Annotated in this window: 14 protein-coding genes; 9 read left to right on the forward strand and 5 right to left on the reverse strand. The window is 73.8% G+C overall.

From position 1 onward, the window contains the following. Positions 1-9: 9 nt before the first annotated feature. Positions 10-891 (forward strand): acyl-CoA thioesterase, encoded by an 882-nt coding sequence (locus ACH4K1_RS16825; RefSeq protein ID WP_398090072.1) that lies wholly within the window; start codon positions 10-12, stop codon positions 889-891. Between the two features lie 41 nt (positions 892-932). Beyond that, positions 933-1,916: a cation diffusion facilitator family transporter gene (locus tag ACH4K1_RS16830; protein ID WP_398090073.1), complete on the forward strand. Its 984-nt coding sequence runs from the start codon at positions 933-935 to the stop codon at positions 1,914-1,916. Between the two features lie 120 nt (positions 1,917-2,036). Here the strand turns inward: ACH4K1_RS16830 and ACH4K1_RS16835 are convergent, their stop codons facing one another. The 3 genes from ACH4K1_RS16835 to ACH4K1_RS16845 form a co-directional block, all read right to left on the reverse strand. Next, entirely contained in the window at positions 2,037-2,873 is an 837-nt protein-coding gene (locus tag ACH4K1_RS16835) for a phosphatase (RefSeq protein ID WP_398090074.1), read from the reverse strand. Positions 2,874-2,963: 90 nt separating this feature from the next. Next, positions 2,964-3,629: a GPP34 family phosphoprotein gene (locus tag ACH4K1_RS16840; protein ID WP_398090075.1), complete on the reverse strand. Its 666-nt coding sequence runs from the start codon at positions 3,627-3,629 to the stop codon at positions 2,964-2,966. 109 nt (positions 3,630-3,738) lie between these two features. Beyond that, positions 3,739-4,353, reverse strand: a complete 615-nt coding sequence (locus ACH4K1_RS16845) for a TetR/AcrR family transcriptional regulator (RefSeq protein ID WP_398090076.1) — start codon at positions 4,351-4,353, stop codon at positions 3,739-3,741. A gap of 112 nt (positions 4,354-4,465) precedes the next feature. On the opposite strand from ACH4K1_RS16845, the gene ACH4K1_RS16850 reads away from it, so the two are divergent. From ACH4K1_RS16850 to ACH4K1_RS16870, 5 genes are all read left to right on the forward strand, one after another. Further along, a complete protein-coding gene (locus ACH4K1_RS16850; RefSeq protein WP_398090077.1) occupies positions 4,466-6,088 on the forward strand; it encodes a carboxyl transferase domain-containing protein in 1,623 nt (540 codons plus the stop codon). Between the two features lie 7 nt (positions 6,089-6,095). Continuing rightward, positions 6,096-8,051 carry a biotin carboxylase N-terminal domain-containing protein gene (locus ACH4K1_RS16855; RefSeq protein ID WP_398090078.1) on the forward strand — a complete coding sequence of 652 codons (1,956 nt, stop codon included), beginning with the start codon at positions 6,096-6,098 and terminating at the stop codon, positions 8,049-8,051. Next, on the forward strand, positions 8,048-9,016 hold the full coding sequence (locus ACH4K1_RS16860; RefSeq protein ID WP_398090079.1) for a hydroxymethylglutaryl-CoA lyase: 969 nt from the start codon (positions 8,048-8,050) through the stop codon (positions 9,014-9,016). Before ACH4K1_RS16855 ends, ACH4K1_RS16860 begins: the two co-directional genes overlap by 4 nt. Positions 9,017-9,023: 7 nt before the next feature. Then, the gene (locus ACH4K1_RS16865) at positions 9,024-10,190 is read left to right on the forward strand and encodes an acyl-CoA dehydrogenase family protein (protein ID WP_398090080.1); all 1,167 of its coding nucleotides are present in this window, start codon (positions 9,024-9,026) and stop codon (positions 10,188-10,190) included. A 568-nt stretch (positions 10,191-10,758) separates the two neighbouring features. After that, positions 10,759-11,406, forward strand: coding sequence for a YdcF family protein (locus ACH4K1_RS16870; protein WP_398090081.1), 648 nt, complete (start codon positions 10,759-10,761; stop codon positions 11,404-11,406). A gap of 139 nt (positions 11,407-11,545) precedes the next feature. Here the strand turns inward: ACH4K1_RS16870 and ACH4K1_RS16875 are convergent, their stop codons facing one another. Continuing rightward, positions 11,546-11,914: an ArsR/SmtB family transcription factor gene (locus tag ACH4K1_RS16875; protein ID WP_398090082.1), complete on the reverse strand. Its 369-nt coding sequence runs from the start codon at positions 11,912-11,914 to the stop codon at positions 11,546-11,548. A gap of 95 nt (positions 11,915-12,009) precedes the next feature. Between ACH4K1_RS16875 and ACH4K1_RS16880 the strand changes: the two genes are divergently transcribed. Beyond that, positions 12,010-13,986 (forward strand): heavy metal translocating P-type ATPase, encoded by a 1,977-nt coding sequence (locus ACH4K1_RS16880; RefSeq protein ID WP_398090083.1) that lies wholly within the window; start codon positions 12,010-12,012, stop codon positions 13,984-13,986. Between the two features lie 15 nt (positions 13,987-14,001). Here the strand turns inward: ACH4K1_RS16880 and ACH4K1_RS16885 are convergent, their stop codons facing one another. Continuing rightward, positions 14,002-14,544 (reverse strand): DUF1707 domain-containing protein, encoded by a 543-nt coding sequence (locus ACH4K1_RS16885; protein ID WP_398090084.1) that lies wholly within the window; start codon positions 14,542-14,544, stop codon positions 14,002-14,004. A gap of 159 nt (positions 14,545-14,703) precedes the next feature. Here ACH4K1_RS16885 and ACH4K1_RS16890 point away from each other — a divergent pair, with 159 nt between their 5' ends. Then, on the forward strand, positions 14,704-15,345 hold the full coding sequence (locus ACH4K1_RS16890) for a GNAT family N-acetyltransferase (protein WP_398090085.1): 642 nt from the start codon (positions 14,704-14,706) through the stop codon (positions 15,343-15,345). Positions 15,346-16,075: the final 730 nt, after the last annotated feature.

The raw sequence follows: 16,075 nt of genomic DNA on the forward strand, positions 1-16,075 counted from the left end.
CTTCCCTCCATGACCGAGCGCCCTGACCCCCTGCTCGATCTGCTCCAGTTGCTCGACCTGGAGCGGATCGAGCGGGACATCTTCCGGGGTACGAGCCGCAGTTCGCTCGTACCCCGGGTGTTCGGCGGCCAGGTGGCGGCCCAGGCGCTCGTCGCCGCGGGCCGCACCGTCCCCGCCGACCGCGCCGCCCACTCCCTGCACGCGTACTTCCTGCGGGCGGGCGACCCCGGCGCGCCCATCGTCTACACCGTCGACCGCATCCGCGACGGCCGGTCCTTCACCACGCGCCGCGTCGTCGCCGTCCAGCACGGGCAGCCGGTCTTCCACCTCTCCGCGTCGTTCCAGACGTACGAGGAGGGCATGGAGCACCAGGCGCCCATGCCCGCCGCGCCCGACCCGGAGACGCTGCCGACCGCCGCCGAGATGCTGCCCCGGTACGCGGACCGCTTCAGCTCCCCCGGGGTGGTGGACCGGCTGATCGAGGCGCGCGCGGCGGTGGACCTGCGCTACGTGGACACGCCGCCGTTCGCCACGGTGGGCGAGGCGCGCGAACCGCGTTCGCAGGTGTGGTTCCGGACCAACGGCAAGCTGGCCGACGATCCGCTGCTGCACGTCTGCCTGGCCACCTACGTCTCCGACATGACCCTGCTCGACTCGGTGCTGCTGGCCCACGGGCGGGGCGGCTGGGCGGTCGGGGACGTGGTCGGGGCGAGCCTGGACCACGCGATGTGGTTCCACCGGCCGTTCCGGGCGGACGAGTGGCTGCTGTACGACCAGGAGTCGCCCTCGGCCTCCGGCGGGCGCGGGCTCGGCCAGGCCCGCATCCACACCGCCGACGGACGCCTCGCGATCACCGTCATCCAGGAAGGCGTCGTCCGCGTTCCCCGGTGATGAGCCGCATCCGAAACAGCATTTCGGACATACTCCCCACCATGAGCGACGTCGAAGCGAACGGAACGGACAGCGCGGACGGCACGGACAGCGGCGGGGAATCCACGTTCACCGTGATCGTGGCGGCCGCCGCCAACCTCGGCATCGCCGTGGCCAAGGCCGCCGCCGGGCTGATCAGCGGCTCCAGCGCGATGCTCTCCGAGGCGGCCCACTCGGTCGCCGACACGGTCACCGAGGTCATGCTCCTCGCCGCGCTCAAGCGGAGCGGGAAGCCCGCCGACGAGGAACACCCCCTCGGCTACGGCCCGGAGCGCTACATCTGGGCGATGCTCGCCTCCATCGCCACCTTCGTCGGCGGGGCCGTCTTCTCGATCTACGACGGGGTGCACACCCTGGTCGCGGGCGAGGAGCTGGGCGACCCGCTCGTCTCGTACATCGTGCTGGCCGTCGCCTTCCTCCTGGAGGGCTACTCGCTGCGCACCGGGGTCAAACAGGTGCGGCGCGAGGCGTCACGGCTGCGGGTGCCGGACGCGTACTACCTGCGCCACACCCCCGACACGGCGGTGAAGGCCGTCGTGATGGAGGACTCGGCGGCCCTGGCCGGGCTGCTGCTGGCGGCGGGCGGCCTGCTGGGCGGGCAGCTCACCGGCTCGGGCGTCTGGGACGGGATCGCGTCCTGCCTGATCGGGCTGCTGCTGGTGTACGTGGCATGGGTGCTGGGCCGCTCCAACGCGCAACTCCTCATCGGCCGGCCGCTCCCCGCCGCGATGCGTCGGGGCGTGCGCGAGGAGCTGCTGTCGGTGCCGCAGATCGTGGACGTCCTGGAGCTGACCACGCTGATCCAGGGGCCGACCGAGATGCTGATCGCCGCGAAGGTCGACTTCCGGGACATGGCCACCGCGGCCGAGGTCGAGTGGGCCTGCGAGGAGGCGGAGGCGCAGCTGCGCGAGCGGTTCCCCTCGGTCCGGCGCGTGTACCTGGACCCGACGCCGGGACGGGCCCGGCGGGCGGGCGACGGGCCCTGACCCGGGGCGTACGGTTCCGGGGCGTACGGTTCCGCGGGGCTCGGGCGGGCCGCCGATGCTGCGCGCGGCGGCCCCTGAGACGTACGGGGCCCTGCCGCGCGGTTCACCCGCCGGAATCGGTCACACGACCGGCCGGTCGGCCCCTCCAGAGCCCGCGGCCCCCTCCTCGGCCTCCTCCTCCAGCAGCCCCGCCGCGTGCAGCAGGTAGTCCGTCATCGGGTCGTAGAAGCGCGGATCGGTGACGTGGTCGTCGAGCGGGACCGTGACCTGGAGGGAGCCCTCCGCCTCGCCGAGGAAGAGCGCCGGGTCGTTGCAGTCCGCGTAACCGATCGCGTCCAGTCCGCGCTGCCCGGCGCACCCCGCCCAGCCGTGGTCCGCGACGACCAGGTCGGGCAGCGGACGGCCCAGGTGGGCCATGGCGTCCAGGATGGCGGCCATGGGGGCCGGGGAGTGGGTGTGCCACAGGGTGGCCCCGCGCTCCAGCACCGCGACGTCGGCGAACTGGAAGACCATGCCCTCGTCCGCCATCAGCCCGGAGGGGATGCGGACGATCTCGCAGCCGGCGCGGCGCAGCGCGTCCGCCGTCCGCCGGTGCACGTCCAGCAGGCCGCCGGGGTGGCCGGTGGCGAAGAGGACCCGCTCGCGGCCGTCGGCGGCCTTGCGCAGGCGGGCCGCCATCCGTTCCAGGGCGTCGACCGTCAGCTCGGGGTCGATGGTGTCCTGGCCCTGCCGGTGCGCGGGGTCGTCGTTGACGCCGCACCGCTCGGCCATCACCGCGAGCACGTCCTGCTCGTCGGTCCAGCGGTCGCCGAGCTCCAGGCCCAGCCAGTAGTGGCGGTCGCCGTTGGCGAGCTTGCGGTAGTGGGAGAGGTTGTTGTCGCGCGGTGTGGCGACGTCCCCGGCGATACGCGTGCGGACGAGGTGGTCGACGAGGGCGGCGCGGCTGGGTATCGGCATGGACCCATTGTGCCGTCCCGTGTGCGCGGCGTGCCCGGTCTCCGGGCCGGCGGGCGCCCCTCTGCCCGGGCGGGGGGCGCGGCGGGGCGTCTACGACACCGCGGAGACCACCGTCACCAGGGTCACCGCGGAGATCGCGGCCTGGAGGGTGCGGATCGCCTCGCGCACGCTGACGCCCGCCCAGTGGCCTTCCGCGATCTCGGCCATGCGCGGGGCGACCCGCTTCTTCGGCACCCCCGGGAACGTCTGGGGGTGCATGCCCGTGGCGTGCAGCAGCGCGACGAGGGAGCTGGTGCGGGCGTCCGGCTCGGCCCCGCCCAGGACCGCGGCGTCCAGCCGGGCGCGCAGCTCGCGCTCGACGGTTCCGTCCGCCTCCGGGTAGCGGCGTACCGGGAAGACGCCGAGCGCCCGGTGCTTCTCCTCGGTCACCAGGCCGCGCGCCACCAGGCTCGCCACGACGTCCTGCGACCCCTTGGCGTGCTCCCGGGCCAGCCAGTCCACCACCTTGCGGCTGCTGGACGCACCGTGGACCCAGCGGGTGAGCCGGTCGAGCCGGCCGTCCAGGAGCGGGTCGCCCGTGGGGGTCGGATCGAAGACCTCGACGCGGCCGGCCTTCACCGTGGCACGGCCCGCCATGACCAGCTCCAGGAGCATGCCCGCCGCCACGCCCCAGCGGGCCGCGGCCTGTCCCTGCGCGGCGCCGGTCGTGTCGTCCAGCGACAGCAGCATGATCTCTTCGCCCAATGAGACGGCCATGGTTGCGGCTCCCCGATTTCTCGCGTAGTGACCGGACAGACGTACGTACCCGGTCCGGGGTTGCCCGGAACGCCGGGTCACCGTACGGCGGGAGCGGCGGGCCGGGCGGTCAGGACGGTTCGGCGGCGGCGAAGGCGCCCCGGGCCAGCCGGTGCAGCAGGGCGGCGGTGGCCGAGCGGCCGGGCAGGGCGTCGGGGCGGGCCAGGTGCGGAGTGGAGTTCAGCAGGCCGAAGACGGCGTGCACGGTGACGCGGGCCCGGTTCTCGGCCAGCGACGGGTAGAGGGCGCGGACGACGCCGACCCAGAGCTCGACGTACTCCCGCTGGAGCCGTCGCACCCGCTTGCGGTCCGTGTCGCGCAGCCGGTCCAGCTCCCGGTCGTGGAGGGTGATCAGGGGGCGGTCGTCGAGGGCGAAGTCGATGTGGCCCTCGATGAGCGCGTCCAGGAGGGCCTCCGGGGAGCCGCCGCCCCGGGCCTCGTCCTCCGCCACCCGCCGCCGCCCGCCCTCCAGGAGGCGTTCGCTGATCCCCACCAGCAGCTCGGCGAGCATCGCGTCCTTGCCGGGAAAGTGCCGGTAGAGGCCGGGGCCGCTGATCCCGACGGCGGCGCCTATCTCGTCGACGCCGACACCGTGGAAGCCGCGCTCGGCGAAGAGGCGGGCGGCCTCCCGCAGGATCTGCTCGCGGCGGGTGGGGGCCGCGACGCGGGCGGCGTGGGTGCTCATGGGGATTCATTCTAGACAGGGCCGTTAGCGCTCGTTAACCTGAGGCGGACGCGTTAACGCTCATTAACAGCAGCGGTCGACTATCGCGGTACGGGCAAGGGGGCTCGACACGATGCAGCAGGCACCGGTCCTGACGAGCGCGGCCGATCCCGCCTCGGAGGCCTGGCAGGCCAACGAGGCGGCGCATCGCGCGCTCTCCGACGAGTTGGCGGGCCGCCTCGCCAGGGCGCGGCTGGGCGGAGGTGAGAAGGCCCGCGCCCGCCATCAGGCGCGCGGCAAGCTGCTCCCCCGGGACCGGGTGGACACCCTCCTCGACCCGGGCTCCCCGTTCCTGGAGCTGGCCCCGCTGGCGGCGGACGGGATGTACGGCGACCAGGCCCCCGCGGCCGGCGTCATCGCGGGCATCGGGCGGGTCTCCGGCCGGGAGTGCGTGATCGTCGCCAACGACGCGACCGTCAAGGGCGGCACGTACTACCCGATGACCGTGAAGAAGCACCTGCGCGCCCAGGAGGTGGCGCTGGAGAATCGTCTCCCCTGCCTCTACCTGGTGGATTCGGGCGGCGCGTTCCTGCCGATGCAGGACGAGGTCTTCCCCGACCGGGACCACTTCGGGCGGATCTTCTACAACCAGGCCCGGATGTCGGGGGCCGGGATTCCGCAGATCGCGGCGGTCATGGGCTCCTGCACGGCGGGCGGGGCGTACGTCCCGGCGATGAGCGACGAAGCCGTCATCGTCCGGAACCAGGGCACGATCTTCCTCGGCGGCCCGCCGCTGGTGAAGGCCGCGACCGGCGAGGTCGTCACGGCGGAGGAGCTGGGCGGCGGCGAGGTCCACTCCCGTACGTCGGGGGTCACCGACCACCTGGCGGAGGACGACGCGCACGCCCTGCGGATCGTCCGCACCATCGTCGCGACCCTGCCGGACCGCGCCCCGCTGCCCTGGTCGGTCGAGCCGGCCGAGGAGCCGAAGGCGGACCCGGCCGGGCTGTACGGGGCGGTCCCGGTGGACTCCCGCACCCCGTACGACGTGCGCGAGGTGATCGCCCGGGTGGTGGACGGCTCGCGGTTCCAGGAGTTCAAGGCGGAGTACGGGCAGACGCTGGTGACCGGCTTCGCCCGTATCCACGGCCACCCGGTCGGGATCGTCGCCAACAACGGCATCCTGTTCTCCGAGTCGGCCCAGAAGGGCGCGCACTTCATCGAGCTGTGCGACCAGCGCGGCATCCCGCTCGTCTTCCTCCAGAACATCTCCGGCTTCATGGTCGGACGCGACTACGAGGCCGGCGGCATCGCCAAGCACGGCGCGAAGATGGTCACCGCGGTGGCCTGCACCCGGGTTCCGAAGCTGACGGTCGTCGTCGGCGGTTCGTACGGCGCGGGCAACTACTCGATGTGCGGGCGGGCCTACAGCCCCCGCTTCCTGTGGATGTGGCCGAACGCCAAGATCTCGGTGATGGGCGGCGAGCAGGCCGCCTCCGTGCTGGCCACCGTCAAGCGCGACCAGCTCGGCGACGGCTGGAGCGCCGAGGACGAGGAGGAGTTCAAGGCTCCGATCCGCGCCCAGTACGAGACCCAGGGCAACGCGTACTACGCCAGCGCCCGGCTCTGGGACGACGGCGTGATCGACCCCGTGGACACCCGGCAGGTGCTGGGCCTCGCCCTGACCGCCTGCGCCAACGCCCCGCTGCCCCAGAAGGACCCGGCCGGCCCGGGCTTCGGCGTCTTCCGGATGTGAGGAACAGATGACGACGATGTTCGACACCGTGCTGGTCGCCAACCGCGGCGAGATCGCGGTCCGGGTGATCCGGACCCTGCGCGAGCAGGGCGTGCGCTCGGTCGCGGTCTTCAGCGACGCGGACGCGGACGCCCGGCACGTACGGGAGGCGGACACGGCGGTCCGCATCGGCCCGCCGCCCGCCGCCGAGAGCTATCTGAACGTGGCGGCGCTCCTGGAGGCGGCCCGCCGCACGGGCGCGCAGGCCGTCCACCCGGGGTACGGGTTCCTCGCGGAGAACGCCGGGTTCGCGCGGGCGTGCACGGAGGCGGGGCTGGTCTTCATCGGCCCGCCCGCCGCCGCGATCGCGCTCATGGGCGACAAGATCCGGGCCAAGGAGACCGTGGCGGCGGCCGGGGTCCCGGTGGTGCCCGGCTCCTCGGGCAGCGGTCTGACCGACGCCCAGCTGGAGGCGGCGGCACGGGAGATCGGCACCCCGGTGCTGCTCAAGCCCTCGGCGGGCGGCGGCGGCAAGGGCATGCGCCTGGTCCGCGACGCGGCGGTGCTGGCGGACGAGATCGCGGCGGCCCGGCGCGAGGCGCGGGCCTCCTTCGGCGACGACACGCTGCTCGTGGAGCGGTGGATCGACCGCCCCCGCCACATCGAGATCCAGGTGCTGGCCGACACCCACGGCAACGTGATCCACCTCGGCGAGCGCGAGTGCTCCCTCCAGCGCCGCCACCAGAAGATCATCGAGGAGGCGCCCAGCGTCCTGCTGGACGCGGAGACCCGCGCGGCGATGGGCGAGGCGGCCGTGCAGGCGGCGCGCTCCTGCGGCTACGCGGGCGCGGGGACGGTGGAGTTCATCGTCCCGGGCGACGACCCCTCCTCGTACTACTTCATGGAGATGAACACCCGCCTCCAGGTCGAGCACCCGGTGACCGAACTGGTCACCGGCCTGGACCTGGTGGAGTGGCAGCTGCGGGTGGCGGCGGGCGAACGGCTCCCGTACGCGCAGGGGGACATCCGGCTCGACGGCTGGGCGATCGAGGCCCGCGTCTGCGCCGAGGACCCCTCCCGCGGCTTCCTGCCCTCGGGCGGCACGGTGCTGGCGCTGCGCGAGCCGCAGGGCGGCGGGGTGCGGACGGACTCGGGGCTCAGCGAGGGCGTGCCGGTGGGCAGCCTGTACGACCCGATGCTGTCGAAGGTCATCGCCTACGGCCCCGACCGCGCGACCGCCCTGCGCAGGCTGCGGGCGGCCCTGGCGGAGACGGTGATCCTGGGCGTCCCGACCAACGCGGGCTTCCTGCGCCGCCTGCTGGCCCACCCGGACGTCGTCGCGGGGAACCTGGACACGGGGCTGGTGGAGCGCGAGGCGGAGGGCCTGGTGCCGGACGGCGTCCCGGACGAGGTGTACGCGGCAGCCGCGGCGGTCCGCGGGGAGGCGCTGGAGCCCCGGCCGGACGCGCGCGGCTGGACGGACCCGTTCTCGGTGCCGAGCGGGTGGCGGACGGGGGGCGTACGGGTGCCGCCGGCGTTCCCGCTGCGGGTGCCGGGCGCGGACCCGGTGACGTACGGGGCTCCGGGCGGCGCGACGGTGACGGCGGACCGGGTCACGGTCGAACAGGACGGCGCGGTCGTCCACTTCCACCGGTCCGGCCACTGGCTCGGCCGGGACGGCGACACCTGGCACGTCCAGGACCACGACCCGGTGGAGGCGTCCCTCAGCGGGGCGGGCCGCGGCGGGGCGGACACCCTGGCGGCCCCGATGCCGGGCACGGTCACGGTGGTGAAGGTGGCCGTCGGGGACGAGGTCGCGGCGGGCCAGAGCCTGCTCGTGGTGGAGGCGATGAAGATGGAGCACGTGATCTCGGCCCCGCACGCGGGGACCGTGACCGAGCTGGACGTCACGGCGGGCGCGACGGTGGCGATGGACCAGGTCCTGGCGGTCGTGGTCCCGGCCACCGCCGGGGAGGACGCATGAGCACGCGGTCGCTGCCCATGGAGGTCCCGGCCGCCGGGCTGCCGGCCCGGGTGCGCATCCACGAGGTGGGCGCGCGGGACGGGTTGCAGAACGAGAAGGAGACGGTCCCGACGCCGGTGAAGGCGGAGTTCATCCGCCGCCTGGCGGAGGCCGGCCTCACCACCATCGAGGCGACGAGCTTCGTGCACCCGAAGTGGGTTCCCCAACTCGCGGACGCGGAGCAGCTGTTCCCGCTGCTCGGCGACATCGCGGACGTGGGGGACGTCTCGTTGCCCGTCCTCGTCCCGAACGAACGCGGGCTGGACCGGGCGCTGGCGCTCGGGGCCCGGTCGATCGCGGTGTTCGGCTCGGCGACGGAGACGTTCGCCGCCCGCAACCTGAACCGGACCGTGGCCGAGTCGCTGGCCATGTTCGAACCGGTGGTGGCCCGCGCGAAGGCGGACGGGGTCCGGGTGCGCGGGTATCTGTCGATGTGCTTCGGCGATCCGTGGGAGGGCGCGGTGCCGGTGGCGCAGGTGGTCGGGGTCGCGAAGGCGCTGATGGAGCTGGGCTGCGACGAACTGTCGCTGGGCGACACGATCGGGGTGGCGACACCGGGCCACGTGGGCGCCCTGCTGACCGCGCTGAACGAGGCGGGGGTGGCGACCCCGTCGATCGGCGTGCACTTCCATGACACGTACGGCCAGGCCCTGTCGAACACCCTGGCGGCGCTCCAGCACGGGGTGACGACGGTGGACGCGTCGGCGGGCGGCCTGGGCGGCTGCCCGTACGCGAAGAGCGCGACGGGCAACCTGGCCACCGAGGACCTCGTGTGGATGCTCGACGGCCTGGGCATCGAGACGGGCGTCGATCTCTCCGCCCTCGCCGCCACCAGCGTCTGGCTGGCCGAACACCTGGGCCGGCCGAGCCCGTCCCGCACGGTCCGCGCCCTGTCCCCCTCCTCTTCCGCCTCCCACAAGGAGTGAGCAATCCATGTCCCTGGACCACCGGCTGACCGCCGAGCACGAGGAACTGCGCCGCACGGTCGAGGAGTTCGCGCACGACGTGGTCGCGCCGAAGATCGGTGACCTCTACGAGCGCCACGAGTTCCCGTACGAGATCGTGCGCGAGATGGGGCGGATGGGCCTGTTCGGGCTGCCGTTCCCGGAGGAGTACGGCGGCATGGGCGGCGACTACCTCGCGCTCGGGATCGCCCTGGAGGAGCTGGCCCGGGTCGACTCGTCGGTGGCGATCACCCTGGAGGCGGGGGTGTCGCTGGGCGCGATGCCGCTCCACCTGTTCGGTACGGAGGAGCAGAAGCGGCGGTGGCTGCCGAAGCTGTGCGCGGGCGAGGCGCTGGGCGCGTTCGGCCTGACCGAGCCGGACGGCGGTTCGGACGCGGGCGGCACGCGGACGACGGCGGTGCTGGACGAGGCGACCAACGAGTGGGTGATCAACGGTTCGAAGTGCTTCATCACCAACTCCGGTACGGACATCACGGAGTTGGTGACGGTCACCGCCGTGACGGGCCGCAAGGAGGACGGCCGCCCGCTGATCTCCGCGATCATCGTCCCCTCGGGCACCCCCGGCTTCACGGTGGCCGCCCCGTACTCCAAGGTCGGCTGGAACTCCTCGGACACCCGCGAGCTGTCCTTCACGGACGTCCGCGTCCCGGCCGCCAACCTCCTGGGCGAAGAGGGCCGGGGCTACGCCCAGTTCCTGCGCATCCTGGACGAGGGCCGGATCGCGATCTCCGCCCTGGCGACCGGCCTGGCCCAGGGCTGCGTGGACGAGTCGGTGAAGTACGCGCACGAACGCCACGCCTTCGGCAAGCCGATCGGCGCCAACCAGGCGATCCAGTTCAAGATCGCCGACATGGAGACGCGCGCCCACATGGCCCGCATCGGCTGGCGGGACGCGGCGTCCCGCCTGGTGGCGGGCGAGCCGTTCAAGAAGGAGGCGGCCATCGCCAAGCTGTACTCCTCGACGGTCGCGGTGGACAACGCCCGCGACGCCACGCAGATCCACGGCGGCTACGGGTTCATGAACGAGTACCCGGTGGCCCGGATGTGGCGCGACTCGAAGATCCTGGAGATCGGCGAGGGCACGAGCGAGGTCCAGCGGATGCTGATCGCCCGGGAGCTGGGGCTGCCGGGCTGAGCCTCATGAGGCGCCGGCCCCCGTCCCGGCCCGTGGCGCGTCCACGGGCCGGGACGGGGGCGTCGGACGCTTTCGGACCGGCGTCACCCCTCCCCCACCTGCGGCACGAGGTCGGGGCAGAGCGAGTGCCCGCACCGACACGGCGGCCACCGGAGCGCGGCACCGGGAACACGATCGATGCCATCCTGGCCAGGGCCGTCCTTCGGGACGACCGCACAGCCGTAGCGACCAGACGCAGACGGCCGACCGGACAGAAGCCACTGCCACCATCGCCGTCGCCCTGGGCCTGCAGCCCGGGTCGGACGTCTACGTCCGTGCTCGCCTGATCAAGGAGAGCGGCCGCCCCACTCACGCCATGACCAGTTACTGCCGTCCCGAGCACGTCGAGGGCACCCGTCTCATCGACCCGGCGCCCGGCCCCGCGGGCTGGGGTGGAACTGCACCGAACAGCGTTCACCGCAGACGGCACAGCCGTCGAGTTCGCCATCGGTGTGCACGCCGCATCGAGGTTCCGGTGGACCTACGATTTCGCGGTGCCCGACTCGGCGCGGAAGAAGGGCGAGCAGCCGTGATCACCACCCGGTCCTGGGCGGACGCCCGACGGCTGTGGGACCACCACCTCATGCACCACACCCCCCGCCCCTGCTCGGTCATCGTCGGGCTCGGCAGCCATGACCTGGGGGTGGCCGATGCGGCGGCGGGACTTTACCTGCGCGGGCTGGCTCCCGTCATCGTCTTCACCGGCTCGACCAGCCCCACCACCCGCGAGCGGATGCCGCGCGGGGAGGCCGTGCACTACCGGGATCGGGCCGTCGAACTGGGCGTGCCGGAGTCGGCCGTGCTGATCGAGCCGAGGGCCCGCAACACCGGGGAGAACATCCGCTTCTCACGGGCCCTCCTCGACTCCGCGGGCGTGGAGGTGGACTCCGTACTACTGGTCAGCAAACCGTACGAGGAGCGACGCGCCTACGCCACGGCTCGCAAGCTGTGGCCGGAGGCCGACATCGTGAGCGCGTCGAATCCGATGACGTTCGAGGAGTACGTGGCCTCGATCGGGGACGGCCGCATGGTGATCGACATGCTCGTGGGCGCCACGCAGCGGCTGCTCGCCTACCCGGCGCAAGGGTTCATGATCGAGCAGCCCGTCCCCGACCGGATCTCGGCGGCGTACGAGCGGCTGGTCGGGGACGGATTCACGCGTCGGCTGATCCCGTAGGACGCGAGCCCTCGCCGGGGGCGCGGGCGTCCGGCACCACGGCCGGTCCCCCGCCGGCGCCCGGACGGGGCGGCGGCGGACCCGTCGGCGGCCCACCGCGCGAACCGCCCCCGCCGCCCCCGCGCGAAAGGACCGCCGCTCAGCGGTCGGCCGGGGCGGGGGCGTCGTGCAGCCCGAGGCGCAGGTGCTCCACGTGGTAGAGGGCCTGGTCGAGGAGTTGGGCGACGTGGTCGTCGTAGAGGGAGTAGACGATGCTGCGGCCCCGGCGTTCGCCGGTGACCAGGCCGAGGTTGCGCAGCAGGCGCAGCTGGTGGGAGCAGGCCGAGCTCTCCATGCCGACCGCTTCGGCGAGGTCGCCCACGGAGCAGGGGCCCTCCTGGAGGCGGGCGAGGATGTAGAGCCGGGAGGGCGTGGCCAGGGCCTGGAGGGTGGCGGCGACGTCGGCGGTGCCGACCGCGTCGAGGCGCTCGCGGGTACCGGCGCTGGTGGTGGTGCGTCCATGGCCCATGGTCTCCATCATAACGACGACACTTGAAGACCTGTTCAGATATTCCTGTACGGTGGGGTTGTCGCCTCGTCCCGCCCGTGAAGGGTTGTTTTGTCATGTCTTCTCTCCTGGACCAGCGGTCCGCGCCGCCCACCGGAGGCCCGCGCCCCGCCCCGCCCCGGCGCCGCACCCGGGTGCTCGCACTGCCGGAGGCCCGCTGGGCGCTCGCCTCCCTGGTGCTGTTCCTGCTCGCCCTGCCCGTCCACCTGCTCCACGGGCCCGGATGGCTGTGGGGGGCGCTGTTCGCCGCCACGTACGTCACCGGGGGGTGGGAACCCGGCTGGGAAGGGCTGAAGGCCCTGAAGGACAGGACGCTGGACGTGGACCTGCTGATGGTGGTGGCCGCGCTCGGGGCCGCCGCGATCGGTCAGGTCCTCGACGGCGCGCTGCTGATCGTCATCTTCGCCACCTCCGGCGCCCTGGAGGCCGTCGCCACCGCGCGGACGGCGGACTCCGTGCGCGGCCTGCTCGACCTCGCCCCGACCACCGCCGTCCGGCTGCTGCCCGACGGCGCCGAGGAGACGGTGGACACCGAGGACCTGGCGGTCGGCGACACGGTGCTGGTCCGCCCCGGCGAGCGCGTCGGGGCGGACGGGCAGGTGGTGGACGGCGCCAGTGAGGTGGATCAGGCAACCATCACCGGGGAGCCGCTGCCGGCGGCCAAGCAGGCGGGCGACGAGGTGTTCGCCGGCACCGTCAACGGCACCGGCGCCCTGCGGGTGCGGGTGGAGCGGGATCCCGCGGACTCGGTGATCGCCCGGATCGTGAAGATGGTCGAGGAAGCCTCCGAGACCAAGGCCCCCACCCAGCTCTTCATCGAGAAGATCGAGCAGCGCTACTCGATCGGCATGGTCATCGCGACTCTCGCCGTCTTCGGCACCCCGCTCGCCTTCGGTGACACGCTCGACGCGGCGCTGTTGCGGGCGATGACGTTCATGATCGTGGCCTCGCCGTGCGCGGTGGTGCTGTCCACCATGCCGCCGCTGCTGTCCGCCATCGCCAACGCCGGACGCCACGGCGTGCTGGCGAAGTCCGCCGTCGTGATGGAACGCCTCGGCCGGATCGACACCGTCGCCCTGGACAAGACCGGCACCCTGACCGAAGGCACCCCCTACGTCACCGACATCCGGCCGCTGCCCGGCAGCGGGCTCGACGACTCCGCGCTCCTGGCCCTGGCCGCCGCCGCCGAGCACCCCAGCGAACACCCGCTCGGCCGCGCGGTCGTCGCCGCCGCCCGCGACCGCGGCCTGCCCCTCGCCGAGGCCGACGACTTCGCCTCCACGCCGGGGCGGGGCGTCACCGCCACCGTCGACGGCCGCACCGTCACCGTCGGCGCCCCCGGCCGCCTTCTCTCCGACGCCCCCCGCACCCCGCACCGCACGGCCGTGACCGAACTGGAGGAGGCCGGACGCACCGCCGTGACCGTCCTGTCCGACGGCGTCCCGGTGGGGGTGCTCGGCATCGCCGACCGGCTGCGGCCCGACGCGGCGGCCACCGTCGCCGCCCTCACCCGTCTGACGGGCCGCGCCCCCGTCCTGCTCACCGGCGACAACGAGCGCGCCGCGGTGCGCCTCGCCGCGGAGGTCGGCATCACCGAGGTGCGTGCCGGTCTGCTGCCCCAGGACAAGGTCGCCGCCGTCAAGGGGTGGGAGGCCGCGGGCCGCAAGGTGCTGGTCGTCGGCGACGGGGTCAACGACGCCCCCGCCCTGGCCGCCGCGCACGTCGGCATCGCCATGGGCCGCGTCGGCTCCGACCTGGCCCTGGAGACCGCCGACGCCGTCGTGGTCCGGGACGAACTGGCCGCCATCCCCTCCGTCGTGCAGCTCTCGCGCACCGCACGCCGGCTGGTCGTCCAGAACCTGGCCATCGCCGGGACGTTCATCGCCGCCCTCGTCGCCTGGGACCTGATCGGCACCCTCCCCCTCCCGCTCGGGGTCGCCGGCCACGAGGGCTCCACCGTCATCGTCGGCCTCAACGGCCTGCGTCTGCTGCGCGAGGCCGCCTGGCCCCGCCCCACCCAGGACGCCGCGTGAGCGACCGCGCCCGCCTCAGCGCCAGGCGTGGCGGATCCGGAGCTTGCCGTATCCCATCGCCCCGGAGAAGCGGAAGCGCGGCGCGTCCCGGCGGGACGGCTGGCGGGGGGTGTAGCGCAGGTCCTTCCACCCGGTCGCCAGCCCCCTGACGTCGACGATCGCGTCGCGCGGCACCGTGATGACCGCGTTGCCGGTGCCGAGGTTCAGCTCGATGTCGGTGACCGGGTGCTCGACGAGCGCCCGGGAGAAGTCCAGGCGCACCCGCCCGAAGGCGGACTCGACCTTGAGGAACCGGGGCGCCTGCCATACGCCGCGCCGTGTGATGCGCCCCCCGGCGGCGGAGATCGTCGCCGTGCTGCCCGGTTCCTCGGCGGGGAGCGAATCCAGGGCCGCGGCGAGTTCGCCGTGCGTCGTGGCGGCCAGCACCCGGCCGAGCCGTTCGTCCATCTCGTCGTGGGCGATGCGCTCCTCGGCGTAAGCCTCCCGCACGCGCCGTAGGGCGCTCTCGCGGTCGTCCTCGCCGACGGGCGCCATGGCGTTTCCCTGGGGTGAGGTCACGGGCTCACCCTAGTGCGCCCGGCCGCCCGGGGACACGGGGTGCGGCTCAATCCCGGGGCGCCGCCTCTCCCCCCTGAGACCGTCGCGGGCGGGCCCCGCCGGGGGAGCCGCCCCCGAATTCGATCGACACCCCTTCCTCCCGTCCGGCAGAGTCCCTTCATGGACCTCCACCCCTGGCCCCTCTACGGGCTGCGCCTTCGTACGCCGCGCCTCGAACTGCGCCTGCCGGACCTCGAACTCCTGGGCGAGCTGTCCGCGGTGGCGGCCGGCGGGGTGCACGACCCGGACCGCATGCCGTTCTCCGTGGCGTGGACCGACGGGAAGCCCGAGGAGGTGGCGCGGTCCGTGTTCCAGCACGTACTGGGGACCGTCGCCTCCTGGTCGGCAGAGAACTGGACCCTCAGCCTGGTCGTCCTCCACGACGGCGAGGTCGTCGGGCGGCAGGACCTGATCGGTCGGAACTTCGGGGCCCTGCGGGAGGTGGAGACCGGGTCGTGGCTCGGACTCCCGTACCAGGGGCGCGGCCTGGGTACGGAGATGCGCGCCGCCGTCCTGCACCTCGCGTTCGCCGGGCTCGGCGCACGGTACGCCGTGTCCGCGTCCATGCTCGACAACCCCGGTTCGCTCGGGGTCTCGCGTCGGCTCGGGTACGCGGACGACGGCCTGCGGACGGAGCTCGTACGCGACGCTCCCGTGACCCTCCAGCGGCTGCGGCTGGACCGGGAGCGGTGGGAGGCGCACCGGAGGGTCGAGGTGACGGTGGAGGGGCTCGACGCCTGCCGGACCGCTTTCGGCATCTGACCTGTCGCCGACCGGGCCCGCCCGTAAAGCCTTTGACCCCGGCCACGGGCCCTCGTGGCGTCGTCGGCCGGTGCGGGCCGGGCCCGGGAACGGATGCGCGGTCCTCGTGGCGGTCGGGCGGGGGGGCCGGGGCGGGCCCCGGCCGGTTCCGGCGCCGCCGCGCAGGGCCGGTTCGAATCGGCGACCGGAGGCGACGACCCCGGACGCCGCCCGCACCGGCGGGGCCGCCCGCCCTTCCGGGAACGCCGGCCCACCGCAAACCGACTGCCGGTACGGAAAACGCGGAGGGAATTCGGCCAGGAGCGGTTGCCTGCCATCGCTCCGCTCGGCGACGCCCGTTGCACCGTCCGTAGCGGCACCGCCTCCATCGGGCGCCGCCACCCCGCGCGCCTCTTCACCCCGGAGCACCGGCGGGCCGAGGACGGAACCACCGCCCGGCCCCGGCACGTTGGCGAACTCCCGCTGTATACAAAGGAGTTCACCGAAAGGACGCCTCACGCCCCGGGGTCTCCGGGGGGGGCGGCCGCCTCGCCGGGGAGGAGATCTCCTCCCCGGCGGCCGAAACAGCCCGCCCGACCCCCGAGAACCGGACGAGCGGCCGGGGGGCCCCCCCCGGGCGCCCCCCCCCCCCCGGCCCCCCCCCCGGGGGGGGGCGGGGCGGGGGGGCGGGCCGAATAGGGGCCCATGCGGGAATAAAACACCGGGACCGTAAGTGGGCCTTAGACCGGAC

This window comes from Streptomyces sp. NPDC017448, assembly GCF_044330565.1.
Classification (GTDB): domain Bacteria; phylum Actinomycetota; class Actinomycetes; order Streptomycetales; family Streptomycetaceae; genus Streptomyces.